Here is a 24,872-nt window from a genome sequence, read left to right as displayed (position 1 = left end):
ACAATCTCTTCTAATGTCCTTGGTTCATAATTCATAAGTGCTATTCCTCCCACTTTGGCAAAACAGTATATCTGCCACTATAATAGCCTTCCAAAAGTTTTTCCTTCAAATCATCATACCATGCTCTCATTGTAGATTGGAGATAGTATATTTCGCCTCTGCCATTTTCATCAATCTCTAATATGTTGCCCGTCGTTACATCCATGTGAAAGATGATTTTCTTTTCATTTCCACCGTAATATTCGATAGTTAGATATTTATCAGCATCTTTTGCAAACACCATAACACAATTCAAAAAAATAGATATGAGACGATACTCAGGATTCCACCATAATTCTTTTATGTTTATTGTTGTTTCTTCTATAGGTAACCATGCCAGTACATTATCAAGTTCAATTACTCCTCCTCGGCTTTGCCTGAAGCTTCCCGCCTTTCCATTTTCAGTGCTCCATAATCCGGTGTCCCAACAACCAGCAGATAGGTGGCCATTCTTCTCTATAATTAAGCAAACCTCAAAATTATGTGGAAGCACATCTTTTATGAAATGAAATCCTGTTAATGTTATTTCTCCTGGCTTATTTGATACAGCAAATGCCTCATATATATCCAAAATTATCTTCTCCTTTATTTTTTTATCTCTATACTATTTTCACGTAGTTCTGCACTGGTCATAGGTCTGCGGTGTGATTGTACAAACATCACAGCTCTCTTTATCCCACTAACCATATTTATTTCCTGCTGTGAATATTCACCATAGTCTGTGACAATATCTACATTTTCTGGATCCTGCAAAACTTCTTCCAACACACTATCAAATCCATGGGCATGATCCAACTGACCATTACGCACGAAATGATATATTAACCCTGTTCCAGAGAACTCCGCCGCAATATAATCAACAGCTCCTCTTTCAAAACCATATCCCATCTGCACACACCAAATACCAGAAGTATCATCATAAACCGGGATATATTCACTAAGATATCTCTGCTCTAATAAATCATCTGAACCACCTGCATATTCAGGTTTGTTATCAGCATTAATCCTATGACTATTTTTACTGTATAAATTCGTGAGATATTTAAGATATGCAATTCTCTCATCTTTTTCGTTCAAGGACATACGCTCAATATATATCGGATTAATATGCTCATGTTCAAACTCTCCCTGATATGCTACTCCATCAAACTTAATATCTACGCAAACCTGAACATCAGAATAATCTCCTCTGAGATTTTTATAAAGCTCATAATCATCGTCAAAATAACCTAAGATTATTCCTATCTTCTCGTTAAACATAGTTGTGTTCCAGTTACCATAGAGACTTCTTACAATGTCACCATGCCGGAAGTTGTGTGGTATAAATATGAAGTCAGACAATGATTCACTGTACGATATATTTCCTGATGCAATATTTCTCTCATTGTAATATTGCTTGTCTTCCCTAATCTGTGATATCGCCTTTAATATCCTATTCCTTAATACATCATCAGTTATTTCGTCCATAAACTGTTTTAACCACTTTACCTTTTCCTCATATGAAATCATAATGTGATTTGCAACTATTGTAGCCTTTTCTATATCTGTAAATTCGTGGTGAATACTATGTAGATAAGCTCTTGTATCTTTCGATGTGATAAACTCATCAATAAAATCCTTTTCCATTCTAGACCTCCAAATAATTATAGGAGTATGTAAAAACAAAAAGACATTTATTTCTATACTCTTTTAGAAGATTCACTATATATTTGCTAGTCAAAGTATAATCTACCGGATCACAACCAAACTTTTCTGTAAGATCAAGAACTACCACTCCTCCGTAATTCCCCTCAATTATGTCGTTAAGATGATTTTGTACAAGATACACATCAGGTTCTATCTCGCTGATTACTTCCATGCGTCGGCTACTTATACGCTTTGCCCTTATTAAGCTCTGCATAAGTGTTTCCGTCATATCTTTTACAGCCTCAATACTATGACCGCATACCACATAATGAACCATATTTCCCTTGAAGACAGATGCATTTTCATGTTCTTCAATATTAATAAGCTCATCAATAAATGCCTGATCATATATAGCACTCTTGCAAATATTTTTGTCCGGAACAATTCTCTCCTTGAAATCGAAGTGAAATGATTTCGTTTCACTATTGTAGTAGTTGTAAATCCATAAGTTTGATGTGTCTACGAATCTGTTAGTTAAATTCACGAAATCCCTTATTCTTGCTTCCAAAAGAAAGTCAAGTGCCTGATACATGGTAATTTCACAAGGTACAGTTTTTATTCTGTTTACTGAATTTTGGTGCCAATATTGATTTTAAACCTACATTTTCACATTTCATACGTTCTTCACCTCTATGTTTTCTTCATCTCTTTTAACGCTATTCGTGTTATGTAAATTTACAAATTTATCTTTATATATGTCTTCTACAAAAAATACTGGTAATTTTCCACGATATGTCTGATATAATACATCCTCTGAAATCTGTATATAACGTTTTCCCACTGGTGTATCTATTTTTTGCATATAATCTACTACAATAGAATTTTTCATTTTATCATTGATTTTCCCACAGATAATACAATAGCTGTTAAGTGATGTATGAATTTTATTTTCTTCCCAATTCCATTTATATCTAATTAGACATTCTTCATATTGATGCCTGTGTTTTGACTTCTTATTTGCTTTAGATATATCATTTTCTTTCCGTTTGAGATATTTGGGTATTTCTAAATCTGAACTAAATTTTTGTTCCATTTCTTTCACCTTCCTCTGTCACCAATCCGACTAAAACCAAAAACAGAAACGTCTTTTAAAATTGAACTCTCAAATATACCCTCGGTCACCCGAGGACCTCACCATATCTATAGCTTCTTCTGCGGTTATCCTGCCTTCAAGCAAAAGAAACACTGGAATACTTAAATCATCTAGCAAGCCGGGGAGCACTGATGTAATAAAATCTTCTATCTCCAACATATCCAGTTCAAAATGCGTATATGGAATAAGCATTGTTGCTGTAATATCTTGCATTTCGTCTTCGGTAACATAGAATCTTGGCAATATTAAATATTGAGACTGATATAATGCACCTTCCAGACCATCTGAAACGCTTACCCACAATCTGGCATTTATATAATTCATTAATCTGTATAATTCAGGCAGATGCTTCGACTTTTGACATATTTCTGCACCCAATTTTGAATAATAAACTCTTACTTCCATAGAATTCTCATAAAACCAGATACACCCCTCTGTAATATAACCTGGAGATCTGTCACAATTCTTAAAAACCATCGTTATTCTCGGTATACCTTCCATCAGATCTGTTTCAAAATACAAATTATGCTGTTTTAAATACAAGGTAATTTTTGACCACATCCAGATACTGGTTCTCTTTATCATAAACTCCAAAACAACTGCCCCTTTTTGTTTTTTACCTTTAGATTTTACTATATCAATTGGTTTATAAATCTACTCAAATCGTTTCTTTCAGAAATATCAAAAACAAAACTTTATCTCTCTTTCAATTCTCGTTTTACACCTGATACCCGATTCTGAGTAGCATATTTTGTTAAGCGTTCCAAATACACTAGTGGCATCTGTTGTATTTGAAGGAAATGGCTCTCTAAAACTTCTTTTCCAATTCCACTATAATTGGATAATGATCGGACAATGTTGACAATGTTTTATTATCATCAATAAAAACGTTTTTTATATTCAATCTAAAAAGCACTGTATTTTTTATTAAAAAATGATCTATTGAAGATCCTGTTATATGATTTGTTACACCACCTCCAGAAATATCCGTGTAGCCATATACATTAATCAGCTTTCGATACTGTTGTCTTTCACACTCATGTTCTTCATCCCATCTATTCTTGATTACGTAATCTCCTGAATTAAAGTCTCCCAAAATTAAGTCCGGTCTATCGGCTTCTCCCATTCCGTGCAATAAAGGCAATAATACAGATGAACTAGGTAGATGAATTCCAAGTATTCTAAATTCTTTTAACAATTCAATATACTTATTTAAATACCCATCTTTAAATGATGTTTTACAATCATCACCATCTGTCTTTTTCCATACACTTTTCTGCTTAGGAACCACAGCTACTGTTACATTTAGTCCCTTTTTGTACGGTTCTATAACTGTTAGATTATTCTTCTCAAATAAAGATGTCCAGTTACTATACTCATCACAACCCCATTGAATACTACCATTATACTCATAATAGGGGAACTCCTGCAATACTGCCACATCATCTTCATTTGATATTAATTTAACCAAATATCCAATGATTGCTTTTGCCATTTTTTCTCGATATTTGGTGTCTTTATCTTTCTTTTTTTCATACCAGTCCCATACCCCATCAAATCTATTTATATTCCATGTTATTATCTTCATTGGTCATACTCCTCATACTTTTCCAATGCTTTTTTCAATGTTTCTTTAATCTTATTTCTATAGGATTTCTCGCCTTTTTTCTCTCTGTCAAGAACTTCTACACATCCGCTATATTGCAATATCCAAAAAGTAAAACTATTGAGATTTACTTTGAGTTCTATATCATAATACTTGTTTTCGTCCGCATCGTATCCTACAACCTTAAAGCGATCTGAGAACCAATCCACAACCTGTGTGAATTGATCTGCATCTATACGTATTCTTACTCTCTCAACCTTACCTGTGAACATATACGGATTTTCCATTCTATATTCAAATAGATCATTTAATTCTAAAAGTCCGACCTCCTCTTTTGTAACAGCTTTCGCTCGATTAATTGTAACGTCTGTCATCAAATCAATTCTGTACAGCTTATATTTCAAGTCTGTACGTCTTTCCGTTTCCAAATCAGCTCCCAACATATAGTAGCGTCCATTAAAAAATATAATATCAAATGGTGAACAAATCCTGTGTACATCCTCTTTATACTTCTCCGGTGTCTCTGGCAGCACCTTTCCATATCTTCCATATGGTACCAGCCTTACCTTCTGATTTCCATAATCATACACGCACAGATTAAATTTTATCTTTTTCCCCTGCTTAATCGCCTGTCTGATTAACCGAACTTGCTGTAAGACGCGACTTTCTATATAACCAACTTTTTCATCTATATCATCATCTCCAACAAAATACGGCTGATTCCCCATACGGTGACGATAATTCGTCAAATCAGAAAATCTCTTGCCAGCCAGAAATGTAATCCTATTTGCAAGATTATCTGCCTCTTTCTTGGTCAAGATTTTGCTATTAAGTACTGAATCCATCAGAAACATCCATTCCGTGTCAGATAATGTTTCCATCATCCAGTATCCAATCGTCCTTCCTTTCTGCCCTTTTTTAGTAAATATTATTTCTCGCTCAGTCACTCGACATTCTCTTATAATTTCGTCGCATTCTTCTTCCGTTTCATAGACTCTTGCACCCATTCTATCCAAAAACCCCTCAATTGCCTTGCGCTCTATTTTAGATTTAGATTTATCTTTTTCCTTTATATATCCCATCGCTTTTACATGTTTGATAATCTCTGCTTTTCCTATTGGATTTTCTCTACTTGCATATTCTCGCAAAATCTCACGTATAATATCATCATTACTACGTTCTCCAAATTCTTTTTCTGGTCGTGGCATAAAACCGTTCCTTTCTATTTTTTTGTGCTATAAGGTTATACATCTTAATCTTGCCTAATTTTATATATTGCTGCATGCCTTGATCTTGTTCTACATATTTCCCCATTTGCATCTCTGCAATACTCCACATCTTTACGTTCTTTAAAATATTTAGCAATCCCTCTTCCTACTGCACTCCGAACAGCTGGTGTTCCAATACTCCGAAAACTTTCAAAATCAAGTAAGGTAAATGTACCGCCCACTTTTTTTACTTTTTCGTCATCTTTAAGGAATTGATCTATCTCTTCAATTAAATTGTGCAATGCTTTCTGATAATCTTCCTTATCTTCTCTTATTCCAAAATGATCTTTTAATATTTGATCAGCAAGCTCGCATGGTTTCATCTGTTTATCCAAAGCTTCTTTGCATAATCTTTCACTTAACATCGGAGACATATATATCTGTAATCTCATAGCTATAACTCCTATCTTAATCACTCTACTAAATATTATAGTAGAGTGCCCATACATTGTCAATAAGAATTCGCTTCCCTTGTCCAATAATATCAACATCTATATCATCCTGTTGTAATGTTACAGACTTAAATTCCTGCACTAATAATTCACTCTCTGACTCATAATTCTTCGAATACTTCTCTCTCTCATACTCATCATATGACGGAAGCATTCTCTCAAAGTATTCCAGCGGTTTTTTTTCCTGCTCTATGTGTTTTTTTTCTGCCTCAAGCCTACGTTTTCGCTCCTGTTCTGCTTCCATCTCTTTCCGTTCTTTTTCCCTGCGAGCTTTCTCATCGGCATAGAGCTTAGCAAGTAATTCATCTATCCTTTTCTTGTATTCTGCATCCTTCCGCTCCTTCTCCTATGGAGATTCCGGTATAGCAGGGTGTAACGGATCTGTCTCCCTATCCTTGTTGGTTTCTGGTTCAAATTCCAATCGAAGATAGGACTGATACATGTTCTGCGGATCACCTTCCCCTACAGGACACGAAAGGACGACATGATACCCCTGTCGTCCTAACTCTTTTCCAAATGTCTGCTTTGGAAATTTCTGTAACATAGTAGGCGAGATACGTTTTTCGTGTTACGAAAACCCATCTCGTTAGTGGCGGCTGCCCCTAATACCCTGCCGGTACACCTGAGGTGTGGGATATATAACTGTATGAAACAAGCTTATCTGATACTTGTTGTTATCTTTAGGGCATGAAAAAAGCAGACACGTGGAATATTTCCACATATCTGCTTCTTTCATTGCGCGTATTCAGTTTTATATATTTGCAACTATATACTTTTATGGTAATCCTTATGGATTAAGCCACTACTCCATATCCATATTACTTAGCTGCCCGATTTGGTCTCTTCTGCTATAAATAACTGCTGTTACCTGAACTCTGTTATTTTCATCATCAACCCAATAGTAAATCAGGAAATTTTTAACAACAATCTTGCGTACTCCCTCAGTCCTCCATGGCCCTTCATCAATCAAGGCATGTTTTTTTGGAAAACTCGACAACTTAGTAATCTCTGCTTTCATCTTATCAAGCAGATTATCTGCTGCGTCCGGTGCCATTAGATCATTTAAAATATAATGCACTATCTCTTTCATCTACCCTAATGCCAGCCTTGTTACCCTTACCTCATATTCATTCATGCACTATATCTCCGACTTTAATTGATTAAAAGCCTCATCAACAGATACCGAATCGTTCTTTTTTGCCTGTGCAAGCCCGGTCTGCATCATCGTATCAAATTCAGCTTGTGTTATAGAATCTCTTGTAACAAGTTTATCCGGAATATCTAGTGAAAATGGTACTCCATCACGCATAATAACCTGTCTGTAAGTCATATCTATGAATACAGATACAGGAATTCCAAGTCTGTCAAGAATTGCCTCTGCCTGCTCTTTTATATTCGGTTGAATTCGTGCTGTTACATTTGCAGTTTTTGTTGCCATAGTATGCACCTCCTGTTTCTTATAGTGTGTCACCATGTATTGCTTTTTACAACACAAATATTTTTAACTGCTGCCGTCAATCTTTTTCCATCCAATTCAATGCGCTCTGCCATTTCCATCTGTGTCACACTTCGGTCCAACTTGAGCCGAAGTTGCATGATTTGCTTCATTATCCGCCAGCACTTCTGCACCATCATATAATGATGAAACCTCCGGTAACCGCTTTCCCTGGTGCTTCATGGCATCAAGCTTCATCTTATATGCAAATGCTTTCTCGCTTGGTTTAAGATTTTCTCTATGCAGGTTAGAATCAACCATTGCCACAATTGCCTGATCATCATCCAATTCTCTTATCACAACCGGAACCTTAATCTCTCCTGCCCATATAGCAGCTTTCTTTCGCCTGTGACCGGATATCACCTCATACCCATCTCCATAGGGATTTGTCCTTACCAGAAGTGGCACAATCACTCCTTCTTTCTCAATACTTTTCATCAGCTCGCATAATTCCGTATTTACCTCTACCTTAAACGGATGATTCTTAAAATCATGCAACTGATTTATCTCCACATTCCGTATCGTCTCCATAAAATCGCCTTTCTCGAATACATCGAATTCATCTTCCCTGAAGTCCATCTGATATAATGAACTTCAGATATAAAGAAAGACCGCTCACTTTCAATTTTTCTTGAAAATGAACGGTCTTTCACGCTTCTGTTATTTAGTTGAATGATATGATATTGTTCAGAGCCAAGCAAATTTCCTGCAAAAGTGCGAGTCAAGCTTGCATGAACAAACACTTTTGTCTGGAAATCTATTTGGCGGATACGCCTCACCGAGGAAACACATCGTGTTTTCGAGGTTGCTCTGAACGATTTGTTCCTACCTAGATGTGTTTCCGAAGCCGCAGTCCAATACGACTGAGACATTCACACCGTCTGAAATTGCCTTTTTGTATGTTTTTCGATCACTCTGGTCAAACCTGAAAAACCTCTCAAAGTGCCGGAAGTCGAAAACTTTTACAAACTTCCCGACTCGCGGGCAGTCGTCAAATTCCGCATAAACACTGGCTTTACAGCCAGTTGTTTCTTCGGAACTCTCCTCGTTGCCTTCGCGCAAATCAAGGATTTTTACATATCGGTCCGATGTAGTGCAACTATTGTCTCCACATGCCCCGAGACACCACTATTGATGTCCTGCGTTAATGGGAACTTGTCATTCATTTTTGACGTTAATAGAAACATCTCATTTACTCCAAATCTTGTGGGCATCAAAATCCTGCTTATTAGACCAGCCGTTGTAGAACTGCTCTGCCATATTGCAGAGACGTTCGCATAAATAATCAATTGCGATACAGGTAATCACCTTTTCTGTTCCATCCGGCTGTGTTTTTTTAATATATGTGTATCCAGGTTTATAATCCTGATCGTCAGGTTTTAGTAATTCAAAACTATCCACAAGTACTTTTAACTTCGGATTAGTAACTTCTGTATTACCATTATGCAAAACCTTACATCTTAGTGAGTAGCACATCTCGCCATCAAAAGTCTGAGTCTCAAATCCTGCCATCGGAAAATGGAAGTCATCATATTCAGCATGTGAGTTGAACCAATTAATATAGAGAGTTCTATTTCCATCCATTACAGCATTCTCTACCTGCGAACAGATATCCGGCAATGTTAAAGATAATGCCAGTGCTGCAAGATAACAATCCTTATCTAAGGCTTTTCGTATTTCCTGAATACTATCTATCATTTTATTCTCCTAACTTATCATCAATCTAGTCTTATCGCAATTCGATGCTTTACTTTTTCTTCATGATAATCTGCATGTGCTATTTCCTCTTGTTTCCTTATTTCTTCACGCTGCTGCTTATTACCAACATATTCTGGATATGCAGACAGCGCTCTTTCAACTGAAGCAAGAATAGCACTAACTCTTACAGTCTTAAGTGCGCTTTTGTGTTCCTTGCAAATATACGCTGCATTTCCAGTTAACTTAGAACTGGCCTTTACAACATGCAGTTGCTCTTCCGTTTCTTCTAATTCAGCTTCTGTGAAATGCTGGATCAACCAACCAGTAAAGTCCCAATTAGGATTTGCTGAAGATCCGTATGTAGCAGTTTCACTTGGACCATCATACTCTGGATAGTCTTTAGGAAGCAGAAAATATTCGCTCCAACATCCATCAGAAGTCAGCATTCTGTAATGGTTCACTTCTTCAACTTTATACTTTTTCTTACAGTCTTCACACTCAATAACAACCGGGCCATCTTTAAATCTGTTCCAGTCATCACCATAATGCTTCTGTGTGATATATCCCTTACCACAAGGACAGACCGTTTGAGATGTACTCATTTCTTCCCAGCTCATTTCTGCTCCTCCTGCATTTTTTTCTTTCCATAGTTTTTAGGAAAATACGCCTTTCCAAGTTGCCACATATATTTATCTATTTCTTTCAAGTTATACTGATCTAAACCATAAAATGACCTGAAGTCAATTAGCGTGCCCTTGAATTTTTCATAATCTTTAAGCTCTGGAGTTTTAAACTTTGCGAAGCCATCTCTATCCCTGAAGTAACACAAAACCTTTTCTACGTAGCTATCATAAATAGGATACTCAAGAGGTTTATGGTGACTGCAATACTTTGTAGAGAATGAATAGAATTTCTTCTCCACTCCGTTGATTGTTACTTTCTGCAAATCTGAAACAAGGGTCACATCTCCTGACTCCAGACGAGCATCTATGTCCAATGACAAGATATGCTTTGCAACAGGATAAACAGAGAAGATATTCGTGCTGTAGAAATCATTAAGTGCCGCAACCTTTAATAGAATATCGGACATCTCTACATTCTCAGGGCAAAGCTGGAAAAAGAGTTTATCCAGTGCATCTTCCTGCAGATGATAGTTTTCAAGTTCATCCCAGGCCCGCAGATAAAACTCTATCTGTTCAGAGGACGGATTCGGCACGTTTATTTTTACAGACCGCATCTCTCTATTCCTCCTTCACTATTTCTTTGGGTTAATCTTTCCACCTGTAACTACTACAACAGCAACAGTCGCAGCTCCAGCTCCTAGTCCCTTCAGGACATTCTTTGCCGTTTCAGCATGCTTATTTCTACATGCCTCACAATACTTATGCTTGTAACCAGCCGGCAGTACCTTCTGGCACTCCTTGTTTTTGCAAACTCGAATTTCTGCTTCCTTACTCATTTTCTTTTCCTCCGACCAGTTTTATTTTAAATCTGCTTTGGTTCTGGTACATACGGAAGTGCCTGAACCTTCTTACTAATATCCGGTAATGTCTTTGACCAATAATTTTCAGGTGCTGGATCAATCAGATCAAGACGCTCTACCAATGCCGGAACAGATACATAGGTATCTTCGATAAAGCTTGAATAATATGTCAGGCTCTTTCTTGCTGCCTCATGCTCACCAAGCTCCTGGTATGCCATCGCTTCCGCAAAAGACACCATATTGACCGCACACAAACTTTCACGGATCTCACTCATTCTGCCATTAATCTTATCGGTAGAAGCTCCTGATAAGATCTTCTGGAAGAAGTTTTCTGGCTGACTCGTGATGAACTCAACATTTGTCTTCTGGCTCAGCATGAGAAGACTTCTGCTATCTTCTGCTGAGGACGCAAGTTGCATAAGTGCCATTGCCTTTAGTTCCGGATTCTTTATTTCCATTGCCTGAAGTAGCTTCTGCTGACAACTATAAGCCGTTGCCAAGCGATCATACTCCTGACCCATTCTTACTTCTTCAACCGCTAGCTGAACCGCCTGTATCTGCTCAGCAATCTGTGCCATTTGCATTTGAGCAGAAAAACTTGTCATTGCCTGAGTCATTTCCGGAGCCATCTGTACTGATTTCAATGGAATAGTCGTCACAATCTTTTTAGTCTCAGGATTGATCAGATTCGCCATAAGGGATCCGTCTTTCTTGGTCATCAGTTTCAGTGCACCTTTGGCAATCTGCTGCTTCTGCTCATCCGTCAGTACAGCTTGTAACGTAACATCCGGTATCGCGGCCTTAACTGCGTTAATGAATGTCGGTGCAATATAAAGAGCCTTTTCAATTTTTGAGAAGGCAGTCTTCGCTTCCTTAAGCAGCGTTTTTGCTACTTCGGGCACCTGTTCAAAATGTTCACTTAATTCCTCTTTATATTCAGAGGCATCAATTACTTCCACGTCTTCAGGTGGAATAACAATTGTATCTTCATCCATGTCAAATAATCCTTTCACGATATTTCTATTATGGAGAATGTAATTCTTGCGAATTTACCTCTTTATGTAAGAAATCTCGATATCATAGCCGAGCTGTTCCATCATCTGGACAAACGTCTTATTTACGATCTTTTCGGGACTCTTGATAAGACGATTCACGTATGACGGAGATGTGCCAACCTTCTCAGCGAGTTCTGCCTGAGTGGTCTGTTCTTCTACGCACTTAACTTTTACATCTATCTCAATATTATTTCTAAGCATCTAACTCACCGTAGCACTTTCTGTACAACTAGATTTCACTATCAGTTCAATTTATTATACCACACGAATGTGAACATTTCATCATGGTACAATAAAAAAGTGTCTGCGACACTCTCAACTCCCCTAACCCCTCATTCATGAGGGGAAGGGGTTTTCTTATCTCCTTCTTTATTGTAAAATTCTATTATGAATATATTACAATCCATCTTTACCGATTATTATGAACACATCATTTATGAACTCCATCCTCGTCCTGCTGTCATTGAAAATGTCAACAAGATGATTCATTGTGGTGACCCTTCTTACGGTGGTGCCATGTATGGCTGTCCTCACTGTGGAAATCTTAAATTTGTTCCCTTTCGCTGTAAAAGCCGTTTTTGCCCTTCCTGTGGAAACAAATACAACCAGCTTCGTTCTTTTCATATGTCCTGTAAGCTTGTTTCTTGCGCTCATCGCCATTGTGTTTTCACTATCCCAGCGGAACTTCGCGTTTATTTTCTCGAAGACAGGACTCTCTTAGATTGTTTATTTCATTCTGTTCGTGATGTTGTCTTACGCATGTTTTCCAAAATGAATAAAACCGAAAACTTTACTCCTGGGCTTATCTGTATTCTTCACACTTTTGGGCGTGATTTAAAATGGAATCCTCATATCCACGCTCTCATCTCCGAGGGTGGGGCTGGTAACATCACTCCTTGGCGTCCTGTCAAACACTTTGATTACAGTTTCCCTCGTAATGCTTTCCGCAAAGTCCTGCTTGAACGACTTACCTCCCGCATTGGTCCGACTTTTCGCAAAGTCAAAAATGAAATGTACACGAAACACGCTGACGGCTTTTATGTCCGTGCAAAGCCAAATCTTTGCACTCCTGATATCACCATTAAATACATCAGCCGATACCTCGGCAGACCTGTTATTGCCACATCGCGTATTGATACTTATGACGGCAAAAATGTAACCTTTCATTACACCAGACACGAAGACAATAAAACTGTTACTGAAACCATTCCTGCTTTGAACTTCATTCAAAAACTCATTGTCCACATCCCCGAAAAACAATGTTTCCTACATTCTATTCAGGACTGGCGACAATCCATTCTGCTCTCTTTTGGATACGACCCTCTCTGTTGTTCCGAGTGTGGCACTTCTATGTTGGTTTTAGAAGTTTACCACAAAAAAACTGCACTATTTGAACGATATCGAAAGGTTATGAAATATGAATAAATCCATGTTCATAATAATTCTTTCTCCATAGTCAGATAGTGCAGCTAACCTAAACCAAAACAAAAAACTTCATAAACAACGTCATGGCGAAGCCCCCTTCGCTCCATTTCCATTACAGAAACTTCTTCACTACTATGGGCTCGGCTGACTTCTCACAGTTCGTTGTTACTAGGCTAATGGAACCTCTGTGAGACCTCCACGCTTAAGGTGCACGCTCTTTCTCTCCATATATCCGCCACATTTACTCTGCTACTACAAAAGTGATAGTTATTAGACTTCGTTGCTTTTAGCCAACTTATCTCTCATAGCCTAGCCTTATATGTGATTTCTGTCCGTCGGACCAGAGATTTGCTTACAGCTTCCTTCAGATTCCATCTCACGATGGACACCCTTGCTGTTCAGCTATACACTTCCCACTATCTGGGCGTGTTCGAGACTTTCACCCGTTAGAGCGCGCCCATGGCGCGCAAACTAAAAAAGAAGGTGTATTTCAACCTTCTTACATTTAGCAATTTGATGGATTATTTAATACTTCTAATGCGTTCCACACTTAACTCTGCTCTAGATACAACTTCGAGTTTTTGATGATATACTTGCGTACTGATTAATGGCTCACTTACAATGAATAATCCGTAAACATTCCATATAACATCAGATAGTTGATAGTATATTTTTAAATCTTCCAGGTGTTCCTTAACCCAGTCTACTCTTCTAGCATGCTTTGTTGCATAGCATTTCTTTTTACCATCAACAAACATTTTCTGATACTCCAGCTGAATTTCATAAGGATTTCTAGAAAAATTAAAATCCTTTACCTCTGCTACATATATATGATGCATCTCATTATCTATTATTAGCACATCAATGTCTCCTAATGTATTTCCATTCTTGTCAGCCACAGGCTTTTTATTAATCCTATCAACATTCGAATCAATAACAAACACTTCCATATCTGACAAGATATCTGAAATTAATTTATTAAATTTTCTTCCCCTATCATCACTAATTCGTCCTATCAAAGTGCACATCTTATCATTTTTTGTTGATATTTTGCCCTCATAAATCAAGTCTGTCACATACATAAGCATATGATATAATTGTCTATTACCCCATATTATCATATCGTTTCTGATTATTACTGGCCGCCTATTAAAAGAATATGCACGATTAAATCGCCATGGATATACATCTTCTTTCCTAAACCCAGATGGCACTTTCAAAAAATCATCTCTTTCAGTCAAAGAAATATCCTTAATTATGGCTATTGCTATTTCATTAGATAGCTTCTCATCAATTTGAACAATATATTCTATAAGTTTTTCCTTAGGTGCTATATAAACTTCCTGCTCTTCTCTCTCCTTACCATATTCTATCATCCCCATTATTAACCTACAAAATTGAGTAAAAGAATACCCATACTCAGCCTGAAAAGCAATATCTAAAGAATCTGAATAATCTTCATGATTGATGATATATTTTTTATGAAAATCACTAGAAGATTTATAATATAACTGTTCTCTTCTATATTTATCGCCATATTGATATATTGTATAAAATTCATCCTGCTTCATTCCTATTCGGTCCGATTTCAATATTTCAACTGGCGTATTAAAAATGTTATAGTGAAACAAGTCATTCTTATATGCCCACTCTATAATAAGTGAGCATATTGCCAATATATATTCATATTTTCCTATACCAAGTGTCACCTCACCTTTAGGCGGTTTAGCAGCAACGTATTCCATCATGAATTTTAATGCTAATGATACTCGATTCAAATTATTGTATTCTGTTATATATTGTTCCTCTTTTTCAGGATAACATGACAACTCATAAGCATAAGTCTTTTCTGCAAGCATTAGCTTGTATAAAACTTCTTCCAAATCGGAATAAATCGCTTCTACCAAATGATGTGAACTTAATACCTCAATCTCTTCTTGTAACATTTTATATAACATTCCTACAACTTCATTGGCAATCATTGTTCTTTTCTCATCTGGAATAACTCCATATGTCCATTTACTACTTTGTAATATAGATTTCCCTATTATATCAAGCAAATAATCCTCGTCTTCTTCTCGAACAATCCTATCCGCAGTAAACAATATTGGTTTATAATATGGTTTATCCTGAAAATCCAAAGAAAATATTTTTCTCCTCATCGGATTATCAAACAATTTATCTAACCTATCCTCATAAGCAACTGGCTCATATGCATTATTATTTAAAATATCCAAAAGCATCTGGCACAATTCTTTTTCCTTTGCATTCGTCTTACAACTCATTTGACTATATGCCTTAGGTGTCCATACCAAATTATAATGTCTGCCTCTTTTTTCAACACGAATTAAATCTGATACAGTAATATCCTCAGTTGGAGCATAATAATAGGCTTTCTTATCACCCTCCAATATTATTGAAAAATGATATAATGTATTCAATAGTTCCATATCTTCAATAATATCTTTGCATTCTGCCAGCCAATAAGATATAGTGTCCATAATTGAAAAATTCAAATTAACATCTGCCTTTTCCTTTATTTCTCCAGATGTAATCCAAATAATACAGTTATTATAACGAATACATAATGTACTCCTTTTTGTCTCCATCATGCATTCTTCGGTGTACATATTTCTCATTTCATCACACAAGACCACTCTCGTTTTCCAACCATCTTCATAAGAATCAATCAATACAGCCCCCTCATTCCTTATTGACTGATTAATATAATCAATGGAATCTCCTGGAGCAATCAAAAGTGTAGTATTATACGGATTAAAATCATCATTCAAATAAAATGAATACTGATTACTTGTATATATGCTGATAGCATTTAGCTCACTAAATAAATTTGGTATTTGTGTGCTTACTTTCTCTTTTGCACGTATATATCTTGGTACAAAATTCTCTTTTTTTCGTTCATTGACACTTATACAATGCAATTCAAATGGATTCAATTGTAATGACTTATATTTAGATGGATTTTTAGCTACTCTTAGTCCCATTCCTCTTCCAAATCCACTAATTATCAACAGACAATAGATATCATTCCTTTCGATAGCATTTTCTTGCATTTTTTCAAAAAAATATTTCATTCTCTTCTCAAATAACAAAGTATGCTTTTCATCAGGATATTCTGAGTGCATTGTTCTTTCTGAATAGTCACAAGCATCATCACATACAAAAACAGTCAACATTAACTGATTATTATACACATTTACGATACATTCTTTATAATATGCATTATTTATTAACTCAATTCCAAGCATGCTCTCCTTTATTTTGTGATGTTCCAATGCTTCTAGTGACTTACGGCAATCTCGCCATACATAATTGTTATATCTATTTATCACCTTATCCTTTATTCCAAACTCTGAAGCTATTTTTAATGCCTGAAAGAAAAGAAAATTTGGTAATAGAGAAACATTAAGTAATATAATTGTATTGTCTCTGCAATTTCTCACAAATGGTTTACTGTAAAATGGTCTATTATTCATTGAACCCACATTACCACTTCCGAAAGGCATAATTATTTCTTCTAGTAAATCAGAATAATCTTTCAGAAACAACTGTATTCTCTGTTCATCAAACACAACGCATTCCGCATATTCTTTGACCTTTTCACTATCTGGTATCACCACATACTTTCCTTCATCAGATGCTATTTCACATTCCTTTATGCTTATTTTTCTAGCTATTTCCTCTGATAATCCCAATATAAGCATCATCAATCTTCCTATTTTCTGGTTGTATTCTTTAGGAAAGTCATTTTCATAATTGAACAATATATCTATAAGCATTTGAAGATTATAAGCGGGTGTATTATCAATTCCATTAAAAACCGTATAATTATCCATCAACATTACATTCTGGTAGAAAGCATTTTCATTCGGGTCAATAGACAATGCTAAATTAGTTTCATTTATTTTTCCTATTAATTTCTTAAACTTTCCAGCACTCATCTTATATGTGGAATTGTATGTATTTTCCTCTTCACAAATAATACCTGCTATCAAGGAATCTAATAAAACAGATTTATTTTGGTTATGAGGCATTAAATTTAAGCCTGATATTCTTGCTAAGACATCATAAACATCATACTTTTTTATCTCGTCAGATATGTCCTTCAATTCATCTATCGTTTCTTGACTTTCAAATATATCACCAAACTTCATGATTTCATTAAAAAAATCCATATTTTCCCCTTTCTGTATATATAATCACTTTATTCAAATAACTCAAAACCTATAAAAATAACCTCACCAGACACCAATCCAGTGAGGTCATATAATCACGCTTTCTGTTTAGGTACAAACTCAATCTTAAGAGCCATTCCCATACCATCCGCTAATCTTTTAAGCAAATTAACAGAAGGGTTTCGTGTTCCATTCTCAAGCTTGCTGATGTCTGCCTGGTTAATACCAGTACGTTCTGCAAGCTCCTTCTGCGTCATATTCTGAGAAGTACGAGCATCCACGATAGCTCTTATGACATCCATCTCTGGCTGAATAGCTTCATATTCTTTTCTGAACTCATCATCTTTTAGCTGCTTAGAAAGCATATCATCAAATGTTCTCATCCTTCATCACCCTTTCTATGAAATCTTTTCTTCTATCCTTTGCAATCTTAATCTCCTCTTTAGGAGTTTTCTGTGTCTTTTTAACAAATCCGTTCGTCAGTATTATTTTTCCCTCATAATAGAAAAAATATAAAACTCTGGTAATATCACTTCCGAATTTACAACGCAATTCAAATATTCCATCATCCAGATGTTTACTGTAAGGTTCTCTAAGCATATTTCCCTTTTCTTGTAATATACCAAGCAATCCAAATATTTTAGCTCGCATCTTAGGATTAACAGAATCCAGAAATTCTTCCACTGGAACCTCGCCATTTTCTTTTTCATATGCTATCAGTTTAAATTCTGTCATGTAATCACCTTTGTAAATATTATATGGCATATATACCATAATGTCAATTATCCATTTATTATAATCATACCGAGCTATTTCTCTAAAAACGTGTAGTAAGTGTGTAGTAGAGCACTTTTCCAGCCGAGAAATGGCTTATTTATAGGCTTTGTAGGAGTATCTAGTGATATTGCCGTGACACACCATCAATTTTACTAAATCAATTTAAAATACCTCAACGCATCCTTAATATACTCCACCTTCTCCTGTGGACACTGCTTCACTTCTGGATTCTTTTTCTTGGACTTATTATAATTCTCACCCATGTCCAGACCACACATCCGCTTCACCTGTGCAATATAAGAAGTATACACATTCACACCATACTTGTTCTTCACATAATCCTTAATCTTCTGATAAGTAGCCTTTTCTTCTGGTGTGTAGTTGCTCTCTTCATCAGGCTCCATTGTAACCTCAATCTTAGGTGTATCTTTTTTTAGGGATAATTTGACAACCGTCTCCACATGCACCGTCCCCGGAAACATATCCACGGCACTTGCCTTTTCCACCTTGTATCCCTGCTGCTGCAACACTTCCAAATCCCTTGCCAGACTTGTTGGCTTACAGCTTATATACACCATTTTGTCCACGCCAAAATCAATAATCTTCTGCAATGCCTTAGGATTAATTCCGTCTCTTGGTGGGTCTAAAATAATCATGTCTGGCTTGTCCTTAATATCGTCAATTACCTTAAGCACATCCCCTGCTATAAATTCGCAGTTATCAAGACCGTTAAGTTCGGCATTCTCTTTAGCTGCATGAACAGCCTCTTCCACGATTTCCACACCTACCACTTTCTTTGCCACCGGTGCTATTATCTGGGCAATGGTTCCCGTTCCGCTATATAGGTCAAACACCGTCATATCCTTTGTGTCACCAATATAATCCCTTGCCTTAGAATACAAAACCTCAGCACCTAATGAATTTGTCTGAAAAAATGAGAAAACTGATATTTTGAATTTAAGTCCCAGCAACTCCTCATAAATATATTCCTGTCCGTACAAAATTCTTGTTTCGTCACTTTGCACTATATCTGCCAAACCATCATTAATTATGTGAAGAACGCCACATAACTCTGCCTCTAAATTAAGAGCCCTGAGTTTTTCCACCATTACATCAAGCTGTGCCTGTTTTTCCCACTGTTCATCCGACGTGGTAACAATTGCCACTATCATCTGTTTAGTTTTGGTGGTTCTTCTTACAAGAAGGTGGCGCAAATAGCCTTCATGCTTTAACTTTTTATAAAAAGGCAGCTCTCTTTCACTGCAATGTTTGAGAACACAATCCATTACCTTTCTGTAATCCTCATCTACAATCCGGCATTTATTAACTGTGACAATATCGTGAAAACTGTTTCTTTTATGCATCCCAAGAGCCAGAGGACCGTCCTTGTATTTGTCCCCAAAAGAAAATTCCATTTTATTTCTGTATTCCCACTGAACCGGGCTTTCAATTATGCCCTCAAAGTCATATTCACTCTTTATGGCATTATCAAGAATATCCTTCACCATATTTTTCTTTAATGATAATTGATTTTTATAGCTTAAAGTCTGATATGAACAACCTCCGCAAAATTCAAAATGCGGGCATTTTGGTGTGACATCTTCAAGGTGGGATTTTTCCACCACTTCCTTTAGCCTTCCAACGGATTTTCCTGCTCTTTTTTTTGAAACCACAAACCGCACTGTCTGTCCCGGTATGGTTCCTTTAACTGTTGCCACTCCATCTTCCCTGCAATCCACTTCACCTTTGTTAGGAAATCCTAATTTTGTTACAACACCTGTATATTCAACACCTTTTTTCATTTTATCTCCAATCCAATGTATTATTTTCATTATTAGCAAAAAAACAGCTATAAAGAGCTTCTGACCCTCTATAGCTGTCTTTTTTCTGCATCACACACTAGTCTTCAAAGTCATCTTCGTCTTCATCATCTTCATCGAAAAGATCATCAAAATCGTCTTCGAAATCATCATAATCATCTCTGTTTACAAATCTGTAAATAGCATATGCTGCTCCTGCTATGGCTGCAATTGTTGCAATAACGCCAACTACAATGGCGATAACCTTGCAGGTTTCTTTTTTTTCATCTTTGCCTAAAAGCTTGCCAATCTTTACGCCCTTCATGATTTCGTCCATATTGTCACCTCTTTAATCAAATTTTAAACAATGAATGTTTCACAATTCATTACATATCTGCTATGTTATGTCTTTTACATTAGTATATCATTTATGCTTAGGATTTACTACAAAAATTTTAAATTTGTACGTGTGTCCTTTTATGTAAAAAACATCAGATTTTTTTCAATTTGGCAAAAGATGCCATCATAACTTTCTGACCTACAGTATCAAAATTAACAGTTACCTGATAATCACGGCTTCCGTCTTCAATTCCCAAAACCGTTCCCTCGCCAAACTTAATATGTTTTACTCTGTCCCCCACAACATAATCTATATCAGCTTTTGTTACCTTAAATTCTTTTCCGAAAGAAGGTCTTGTTCCTGAACCATACGCAGGCTTCGTGGCCATTGCCTTATATGCATTTTTTCTTGCACTTGCTGCATAGCTTCTTGAGCCCCCAACTCCTCCGAAATTAACTTCTTCACTTCTTCCACGTCTTATTACCCCGGCACTTCCTCCGCCAAACTGTGAAAATGAAGAGCTTTTTTCCGCTAATCTGTCTTCCACATTTTTACTGCTAACAATAAGTGGTGGAATTTCCTTAACAAATCTTGATACCACATTGTACTGGGTTTCACCTCTTACCATACGTTTTTTTGCATAACTGATGGTAAGCTTTTTCATTGCCCTTGTTATAGCCACATAGCAAAGACGACGCTCCTCTTCTAATTCCTCATTGTCATCAGACATTATGCTCATATATCCCGGGAACAGACCATCTTCCATTCCACACAAAAATACATTTGGGAATTCCAATCCCTTTGCACTGTGTACAGTCATTAAAACAACGTAGTCGCTGTCTTCATCAAAAGTATCCAAATCCGAAACCAAAGCAACCTCTTCTAAAAACCTGTCCAAGGTAGGATTCTCTTCCGTTGCCTCATATTCAGCTATTTTACTTATAAGTTCCTCGATATTTTCGATTCTTCCCTTTGCCTCGTCGCTTCCATCATTCAACAGTTCATTCTGATATCCGCTTTTAACAAAAATAGTTTCAGCTAAATCCTTAAGGGAACCTGTTTCATACGCCTCCTGAAAGATTTCCATATGATACAGGAAATATTTAACCTTATTAACGGCTCTTGATAACTTAGGAATATCCTCTACATTTACCAATGCATCGTACAAATCCATTCCCTTTTCCTGAGCATATTCCTTGGCATATCCTATGGTGGTCTCGCCTATTCCACGTTTTGGAACATTTACAATACGCTCCACTGCCAAATCATCTGTTGTATTGTTTATTATTTTCAAATACGCCAGCATGTCCTTTATTTCTTTTCTCTGATAGAAATTCTGACCACCTATGATTTTATAAGGTATACTCTTCATAAGAAGCTTTTCCTCTAAGGCACGGGACTGGGCATTGGTTCTGTACAAAATAGCAAAATCATTATATGAGGCATTATTATTTAAAACCTCTTCCTTAATGGTATTCGCCACCATTTTTGCCTCATCATATCCATCCTCTGCCTTATATATATCTATCTTTGCTCCCTCTTCATTATCACTCCACAATACCTTATCTTTTCTGTTTGTATTATGCTGTATAACTGAATTGGCAGCCTCTAATATATTTTTCGTGGAACGGTAATTCTGCTCTAATTTTACTACCCTTGCATTAGGAAAATACTTCTCAAACTGAAGAATGTTGGATATATCCGCTCCTCTGAATTTATAAATTGACTGGTCATCATCACCTACAACACAAAGATTTTTGTTTTTTTCCGCTAACAGCTTCACAAAGGCAAACTGTGCCGCATTGGTATCCTGATACTCATCTACCATAATATACTGAAGCCTTTCCTGATAGTTTTCCAGAACTTCCGGAAGCTGTCTGAATAACTTCACTGTCATCATTATTAAATCATCAAAATCCAAAGCATTGTTTTTATATAAGGTATCCTGATACTCATTATATATTCTGGAAATATTAAGGAGTTTAAAATCCTTTTGTGCCATGGAAGCCACATCGCCTGTAGTCATAAGCTTATTTTTAAAATCAGATATTTTTCCTAAAACAGAGGATTCTCTATACATTTTGGAATCCAGATTTAATCCCTTAATAATTTCCCTGATAACTTTTTTACTGTCGTCTGTGTCATAAATTGAGAAATCATTTTTAAAGCCTATTCTATCTATATATCTTCTAAGGATTCTTACACATGCTGAATGAAATGTGCTTACCCACACCTGCTCCGCACCAAAGCCAACTATCTTATTTACACGGGTTCTCATTTCAGCAGCTGCTTTATTGGTAAATGTAATTGCCATAATATTGTATGGATTAACATGTTTCTCTTCAATAAGATACGCTATTCTATGGGTAAGAACTCTTGTCTTGCCGCTTCCTGCCCCCGCTAATATAAGCAACGGTCCTTCCGTATGATAACATGCTAACTGCTGCATATCATTAAGTGTTTCATAAATACTGCTCATCTTTAATACCGTTTTACCTTTCAAATAATTTTATCTTGTAGTTTTTAATACTACATATTATAATAAAGTCTATACAAATTATATTCTATTTAAATTTAGGAGGAATAATATGAACTCAGATGAAATCATTAAGCAGGTTTTAGATGAAGTGCGTAATTTTAATATAGATGACCTGCCTAACATTGACCTTTATATGGATCAGGTTACCACTTATTTAAATAATAAATTTATTGCAACTAAAAGACACGAAAACGATAAGCTGCTTACTAAAACCATGATAAATAACTATGCCAAAAGCCGCCTTCTGCCATCACCTGAAAAGAAAAAATATTCCAAGGATCATATTATTATCCTTACTATGATTTACTTTTTTAAAAATGTTATATCAATTAATGATGTTACCAAAATTTTGTCACCGCTAATTGAGAAATACTTTCATAACGAAGATACGCCTATGGAAAATATAATTAATAATTTTCTTGATTATATAAACAATCAAAATCTTGCCAATCCGGCATCTATTGAATCCGGTTGCTCAGAAAACATTTTTGATGGCATTGATTCCAATGATGATAATGAGGAATATCTTCATACTTTAAGTATTATAACGTCATTAAGTTATGATATGTTTATCAGAAAAATAATGATTGAGAAACTTATTGATTCTCTCCCTGACAACAATACCGAAGACAAGAAATAAATCACCGGAAGCGGCATATGCCGCATTCCGGATTTTTTTTGTTACTTTATTTATCTTTTACACGTTCTAAAACCATATCATATCCATCATTTCCATAATTTAATGAACGGTTTACTCTGCTAATGGTAGCCGTTGAAGCTCCTGTGGAATGGGAAATTTCCAGATAGGTCTTTCCCTCTCTTAGCATCTTTGCCACCTCATAGCGCTGGGAAATGGATAACAGTTCGTTTACCGTACACACATCCTCAAAAAATGTATAACATTCTTCCTTGTCCTTTAAACATAAAATAGCATCAAACAAATGATCAACTTCTGTTGTTCTTATTTTTTTACTCATAATTCAAACCTCCGGCTATTAATAATAACCCTGTAAATCTATTCTATTTTTACATTTTAACACTCTAAAGTTTGAAAGTCCAGTAATTTATAACTATTTTTAATATTTCTTAATTTCTAAACTTCTTTCTTGATATTATAAATACCAAAATCACACCAATTACCATTAATATAATTCCCATTATAACCTGCATTAAAAATTCGTGACCTACATAATAAGTAAAAAATCTTCTCATATATGCATCAGATATATTAAATTTATAAATAAATCCGTTAGAAATCAATGCTGCAAACAGGGTTAATAATGTAACCCCTGCTCCTAATACTCCGTAAGCAATATACCGCATTCCGCGATATGTTTTCGACCTTGATGCCACCAGATAGAACATACACAATATTGCAATAAGAACACAAACAGGTATTCCTATTAAAAACAGCTTTGTAAAAATGTTAATCATTTTTGCAATATATTCAGAACATGGGATAACCATTTTCTTTTGGTAGATTTTTTCCACCTTATTGATGTATTCATCTAAAGATTTCTGCTGCTCATCCGTTAATTTTCCTTTATATTGCTTCTTTATATTCCGGGTTATTTTTGTCTTTATATATGAAGTATTTATAACCGCTTTTTCCTCATTAATATCAGCGGATAAGGTTGCCATTAAATCTCTCATGGCATTTTTTCTTATAAACACACCATTTAAATCATTACTTTCAATTCCATAAGGAATGCCTATGTTATAAGCCTCTTCCTTTAATTCTGAACAGATTTTAGTAAACAGGCCCACCTTGTCATATGCGTGAAATACGGCACGTTCACTAAACATACTATACTTTCCCATTCCTATTAAGGATATTCCCATTATGCACAGCATGAGAATAAATGTCAGTATATAACTTATGATTCTTCTTCGTATTATTCTTCCTTTCACTGCCATGCAC

The 24,872-nt window shown here is 35.9% G+C and carries 29 protein-coding genes; 2 read left to right on the top strand and 27 right to left on the bottom strand.

Translation table 11 applies throughout. The features are described 5' to 3' along the window. Positions 1-40: 40 nt before the first annotated feature. The 19 genes from DWW68_RS05360 to DWW68_RS13875 all read right to left on the bottom strand — a co-directional run bounded on the left by DWW68_RS05360 (position 41) and on the right by DWW68_RS13875 (position 12,535). Positions 41-610 carry a hypothetical protein gene (locus DWW68_RS05360; RefSeq protein ID WP_118589061.1) on the bottom strand — a complete coding sequence of 190 codons (570 nt, stop codon included), beginning with the start codon at positions 608-610 and terminating at the stop codon, positions 41-43. A gap of 14 nt (positions 611-624) precedes the next feature. After that, entirely contained in the window at positions 625-1,665 is a 1,041-nt protein-coding gene (locus tag DWW68_RS05355) for a hypothetical protein (RefSeq protein ID WP_243053031.1), read from the bottom strand. 1 nt (position 1,666) lies between these two features. Beyond that, the gene (locus DWW68_RS05350) at positions 1,667-2,257 is read right to left on the bottom strand and encodes a hypothetical protein (RefSeq protein WP_118589063.1); all 591 of its coding nucleotides are present in this window, start codon (positions 2,255-2,257) and stop codon (positions 1,667-1,669) included. Positions 2,258-2,338: 81 nt separating this feature from the next. Beyond that, positions 2,339-2,758, bottom strand: a complete 420-nt coding sequence (locus tag DWW68_RS05345; protein WP_021951753.1) for a hypothetical protein — start codon at positions 2,756-2,758, stop codon at positions 2,339-2,341. A 69-nt stretch (positions 2,759-2,827) separates the two neighbouring features. Next, a complete protein-coding gene (locus DWW68_RS05340; protein WP_118594973.1) occupies positions 2,828-3,403 on the bottom strand; it encodes a hypothetical protein in 576 nt (191 codons plus the stop codon). Positions 3,404-3,626: 223 nt separating this feature from the next. Then, entirely contained in the window at positions 3,627-4,406 is a 780-nt protein-coding gene (locus DWW68_RS05335) for an endonuclease/exonuclease/phosphatase family protein (protein WP_118589065.1), read from the bottom strand. Then, on the bottom strand, positions 4,403-5,632 hold the full coding sequence (locus DWW68_RS05330) for a WYL domain-containing protein (RefSeq protein WP_118589066.1): 1,230 nt from the start codon (positions 5,630-5,632) through the stop codon (positions 4,403-4,405). The genes DWW68_RS05335 and DWW68_RS05330 overlap by 4 nt, the downstream gene beginning before the upstream one ends. Before the next feature lie 44 nt (positions 5,633-5,676). Next, positions 5,677-6,084, bottom strand: coding sequence for a hypothetical protein (locus DWW68_RS05325; RefSeq protein WP_118589067.1), 408 nt, complete (start codon positions 6,082-6,084; stop codon positions 5,677-5,679). Between the two features lie 28 nt (positions 6,085-6,112). Then, on the bottom strand, positions 6,113-6,388 hold the full coding sequence (locus tag DWW68_RS05320) for a hypothetical protein (RefSeq protein WP_118589068.1): 276 nt from the start codon (positions 6,386-6,388) through the stop codon (positions 6,113-6,115). 558 nt (positions 6,389-6,946) lie between these two features. After that, positions 6,947-7,234 carry a type II toxin-antitoxin system RelE/ParE family toxin gene (locus tag DWW68_RS05310; RefSeq protein ID WP_118589069.1) on the bottom strand — a complete coding sequence of 96 codons (288 nt, stop codon included), beginning with the start codon at positions 7,232-7,234 and terminating at the stop codon, positions 6,947-6,949. Positions 7,235-7,282: 48 nt separating this feature from the next. After that, complete coding sequence (locus DWW68_RS05305) at positions 7,283-7,582, bottom strand: type II toxin-antitoxin system RelB/DinJ family antitoxin (RefSeq protein WP_055068119.1); 300 nt, start codon at positions 7,580-7,582, stop codon at positions 7,283-7,285. A gap of 96 nt (positions 7,583-7,678) precedes the next feature. After that, positions 7,679-8,170, bottom strand: coding sequence for a ParB/RepB/Spo0J family partition protein (locus tag DWW68_RS05300; protein ID WP_243053032.1), 492 nt, complete (start codon positions 8,168-8,170; stop codon positions 7,679-7,681). 657 nt (positions 8,171-8,827) lie between these two features. Then, positions 8,828-9,337 (bottom strand): hypothetical protein, encoded by a 510-nt coding sequence (locus DWW68_RS05290; protein WP_118589071.1) that lies wholly within the window; start codon positions 9,335-9,337, stop codon positions 8,828-8,830. 20 nt (positions 9,338-9,357) lie between these two features. Further along, positions 9,358-9,954, bottom strand: coding sequence for a hypothetical protein (locus DWW68_RS05285; RefSeq protein WP_118589072.1), 597 nt, complete (start codon positions 9,952-9,954; stop codon positions 9,358-9,360). Further along, complete coding sequence (locus DWW68_RS05280; RefSeq protein ID WP_118589073.1) at positions 9,951-10,574, bottom strand: hypothetical protein; 624 nt, start codon at positions 10,572-10,574, stop codon at positions 9,951-9,953. Before DWW68_RS05280 ends, DWW68_RS05285 begins: the two co-directional genes overlap by 4 nt. A gap of 18 nt (positions 10,575-10,592) precedes the next feature. Then, positions 10,593-10,796, bottom strand: coding sequence for a hypothetical protein (locus tag DWW68_RS05275; protein ID WP_118589074.1), 204 nt, complete (start codon positions 10,794-10,796; stop codon positions 10,593-10,595). A gap of 26 nt (positions 10,797-10,822) precedes the next feature. After that, positions 10,823-11,833 (bottom strand): hypothetical protein, encoded by a 1,011-nt coding sequence (locus tag DWW68_RS05270; RefSeq protein ID WP_118589075.1) that lies wholly within the window; start codon positions 11,831-11,833, stop codon positions 10,823-10,825. A 36-nt stretch (positions 11,834-11,869) separates the two neighbouring features. Continuing rightward, a complete protein-coding gene (locus DWW68_RS05265; protein WP_118589076.1) occupies positions 11,870-12,076 on the bottom strand; it encodes a helix-turn-helix transcriptional regulator in 207 nt (68 codons plus the stop codon). A 195-nt stretch (positions 12,077-12,271) separates the two neighbouring features. Beyond that, positions 12,272-12,535 carry a hypothetical protein gene (locus DWW68_RS13875; RefSeq protein ID WP_347497885.1) on the bottom strand — a complete coding sequence of 88 codons (264 nt, stop codon included), beginning with the start codon at positions 12,533-12,535 and terminating at the stop codon, positions 12,272-12,274. A gap of 111 nt (positions 12,536-12,646) precedes the next feature. Here DWW68_RS13875 and DWW68_RS13690 point away from each other — a divergent pair, with 111 nt between their 5' ends. Beyond that, positions 12,647-13,300, top strand: a complete 654-nt coding sequence (locus DWW68_RS13690) for a transposase (protein WP_243053046.1) — start codon at positions 12,647-12,649, stop codon at positions 13,298-13,300. Positions 13,301-13,821: 521 nt separating this feature from the next. Here DWW68_RS13690 and DWW68_RS05255 read toward each other — a convergent pair. The 6 genes from DWW68_RS05255 to DWW68_RS05230 all read right to left on the bottom strand — a co-directional run bounded on the left by DWW68_RS05255 (position 13,822) and on the right by DWW68_RS05230 (position 22,891). After that, the gene (locus tag DWW68_RS05255) at positions 13,822-17,496 is read right to left on the bottom strand and encodes a hypothetical protein (RefSeq protein ID WP_118589078.1); all 3,675 of its coding nucleotides are present in this window, start codon (positions 17,494-17,496) and stop codon (positions 13,822-13,824) included. Positions 17,497-17,591: 95 nt separating this feature from the next. Then, positions 17,592-17,879, bottom strand: coding sequence for a helix-turn-helix transcriptional regulator (locus tag DWW68_RS05250; protein ID WP_022263216.1), 288 nt, complete (start codon positions 17,877-17,879; stop codon positions 17,592-17,594). Beyond that, the gene (locus DWW68_RS05245) at positions 17,866-18,231 is read right to left on the bottom strand and encodes a type II toxin-antitoxin system RelE/ParE family toxin (protein ID WP_118589189.1); all 366 of its coding nucleotides are present in this window, start codon (positions 18,229-18,231) and stop codon (positions 17,866-17,868) included. Before DWW68_RS05245 ends, DWW68_RS05250 begins: the two co-directional genes overlap by 14 nt. A 194-nt stretch (positions 18,232-18,425) precedes the next feature. Further along, the gene (gene rlmD, locus DWW68_RS05240; RefSeq protein ID WP_118589079.1) at positions 18,426-20,075 is read right to left on the bottom strand and encodes a 23S rRNA (uracil(1939)-C(5))-methyltransferase RlmD; all 1,650 of its coding nucleotides are present in this window, start codon (positions 20,073-20,075) and stop codon (positions 18,426-18,428) included. A gap of 97 nt (positions 20,076-20,172) precedes the next feature. Further along, the gene (locus DWW68_RS05235) at positions 20,173-20,409 is read right to left on the bottom strand and encodes a hypothetical protein (RefSeq protein WP_021952441.1); all 237 of its coding nucleotides are present in this window, start codon (positions 20,407-20,409) and stop codon (positions 20,173-20,175) included. A 154-nt stretch (positions 20,410-20,563) separates the two neighbouring features. Then, positions 20,564-22,891 carry a UvrD-helicase domain-containing protein gene (locus DWW68_RS05230; RefSeq protein ID WP_118589190.1) on the bottom strand — a complete coding sequence of 776 codons (2,328 nt, stop codon included), beginning with the start codon at positions 22,889-22,891 and terminating at the stop codon, positions 20,564-20,566. A gap of 109 nt (positions 22,892-23,000) precedes the next feature. Here DWW68_RS05230 and DWW68_RS05225 point away from each other — a divergent pair, with 109 nt between their 5' ends. Further along, the gene (locus DWW68_RS05225) at positions 23,001-23,591 is read left to right on the top strand and encodes a DUF1836 domain-containing protein (RefSeq protein ID WP_021952443.1); all 591 of its coding nucleotides are present in this window, start codon (positions 23,001-23,003) and stop codon (positions 23,589-23,591) included. A gap of 46 nt (positions 23,592-23,637) precedes the next feature. Here DWW68_RS05225 and DWW68_RS05220 read toward each other — a convergent pair whose 3' ends face one another. Both DWW68_RS05220 and DWW68_RS05215 read right to left on the bottom strand, forming a co-directional pair. After that, positions 23,638-23,928, bottom strand: a complete 291-nt coding sequence (locus DWW68_RS05220; protein ID WP_021952444.1) for a YerC/YecD family TrpR-related protein — start codon at positions 23,926-23,928, stop codon at positions 23,638-23,640. Positions 23,929-24,037: 109 nt separating this feature from the next. Continuing rightward, the gene (locus DWW68_RS05215) at positions 24,038-24,862 is read right to left on the bottom strand and encodes a hypothetical protein (RefSeq protein WP_147365647.1); all 825 of its coding nucleotides are present in this window, start codon (positions 24,860-24,862) and stop codon (positions 24,038-24,040) included. Between the last annotated feature and the right edge of the window lie 10 nt (positions 24,863-24,872).

This window comes from Eubacterium sp. AF16-48, from assembly GCF_003479405.1.
GTDB classification, from domain to species: domain Bacteria; phylum Bacillota; class Clostridia; order Lachnospirales; family Lachnospiraceae; genus Eubacterium_G; species Eubacterium_G segne.
Note: the sequence above shows the minus strand (reverse complement) of the source record. Positions and strands in the feature narration are given on the sequence as shown.

Coding starts and splice junctions, on each gene's coding strand:
- DWW68_RS05305 (WP_055068119.1), bottom strand. CDS start 7,582: ATGGCAACAAAAACTGCAAATGTAACAGCACGAATTCAACCGAATATA.
- DWW68_RS05340 (WP_118594973.1), bottom strand. CDS start 3,403: ATGATAAAGAGAACCAGTATCTGGATGTGGTCAAAAATTACCTTGTAT.
- DWW68_RS05285 (WP_118589072.1), bottom strand. CDS start 9,954: ATGAGCTGGGAAGAAATGAGTACATCTCAAACGGTCTGTCCTTGTGGT.
- DWW68_RS13690 (WP_243053046.1), top strand. CDS start 12,647: ATGAATAAAACCGAAAACTTTACTCCTGGGCTTATCTGTATTCTTCAC.
- DWW68_RS05325 (WP_118589067.1), bottom strand. CDS start 6,084: ATGAGATTACAGATATATATGTCTCCGATGTTAAGTGAAAGATTATGC.
- DWW68_RS05235 (WP_021952441.1), bottom strand. CDS start 20,409: ATGGACGAAATCATGAAGGGCGTAAAGATTGGCAAGCTTTTAGGCAAA.
- DWW68_RS05275 (WP_118589074.1), bottom strand. CDS start 10,796: ATGAGTAAGGAAGCAGAAATTCGAGTTTGCAAAAACAAGGAGTGCCAG.
- rlmD (WP_118589079.1), bottom strand. CDS start 20,075: ATGAAAAAAGGTGTTGAATATACAGGTGTTGTAACAAAATTAGGATTT.
- DWW68_RS05300 (WP_243053032.1), bottom strand. CDS start 8,170: ATGGAGACGATACGGAATGTGGAGATAAATCAGTTGCATGATTTTAAG.
- DWW68_RS05355 (WP_243053031.1), bottom strand. CDS start 1,665: ATGGAAAAGGATTTTATTGATGAGTTTATCACATCGAAAGATACAAGA.
- DWW68_RS05330 (WP_118589066.1), bottom strand. CDS start 5,632: ATGCCACGACCAGAAAAAGAATTTGGAGAACGTAGTAATGATGATATT.
- DWW68_RS05350 (WP_118589063.1), bottom strand. CDS start 2,257: ATGTATCAGGCACTTGACTTTCTTTTGGAAGCAAGAATAAGGGATTTC.
- DWW68_RS05265 (WP_118589076.1), bottom strand. CDS start 12,076: ATGCTTAGAAATAATATTGAGATAGATGTAAAAGTTAAGTGCGTAGAA.
- DWW68_RS05345 (WP_021951753.1), bottom strand. CDS start 2,758: ATGGAACAAAAATTTAGTTCAGATTTAGAAATACCCAAATATCTCAAA.
- DWW68_RS05280 (WP_118589073.1), bottom strand. CDS start 10,574: ATGCGGTCTGTAAAAATAAACGTGCCGAATCCGTCCTCTGAACAGATA.
- DWW68_RS05310 (WP_118589069.1), bottom strand. CDS start 7,234: ATGAAAGAGATAGTGCATTATATTTTAAATGATCTAATGGCACCGGAC.
- DWW68_RS05245 (WP_118589189.1), bottom strand. CDS start 18,231: ATGACAGAATTTAAACTGATAGCATATGAAAAAGAAAATGGCGAGGTT.
- DWW68_RS05230 (WP_118589190.1), bottom strand. CDS start 22,891: ATGAGCAGTATTTATGAAACACTTAATGATATGCAGCAGTTAGCATGT.
- DWW68_RS05250 (WP_022263216.1), bottom strand. CDS start 17,879: ATGAGAACATTTGATGATATGCTTTCTAAGCAGCTAAAAGATGATGAG.
- DWW68_RS05220 (WP_021952444.1), bottom strand. CDS start 23,928: ATGAGTAAAAAAATAAGAACAACAGAAGTTGATCATTTGTTTGATGCT.
- DWW68_RS05320 (WP_118589068.1), bottom strand. CDS start 6,388: ATGGAAGCAGAACAGGAGCGAAAACGTAGGCTTGAGGCAGAAAAAAAA.
- DWW68_RS05335 (WP_118589065.1), bottom strand. CDS start 4,406: ATGAAGATAATAACATGGAATATAAATAGATTTGATGGGGTATGGGAC.
- DWW68_RS05290 (WP_118589071.1), bottom strand. CDS start 9,337: ATGATAGATAGTATTCAGGAAATACGAAAAGCCTTAGATAAGGATTGT.
- DWW68_RS05255 (WP_118589078.1), bottom strand. CDS start 17,496: ATGGATTTTTTTAATGAAATCATGAAGTTTGGTGATATATTTGAAAGT.
- DWW68_RS05225 (WP_021952443.1), top strand. CDS start 23,001: ATGAACTCAGATGAAATCATTAAGCAGGTTTTAGATGAAGTGCGTAAT.
- DWW68_RS13875 (WP_347497885.1), bottom strand. CDS start 12,535: ATGGCGATGAGCGCAAGAAACAAGCTTACAGGACATATGAAAAGAACG.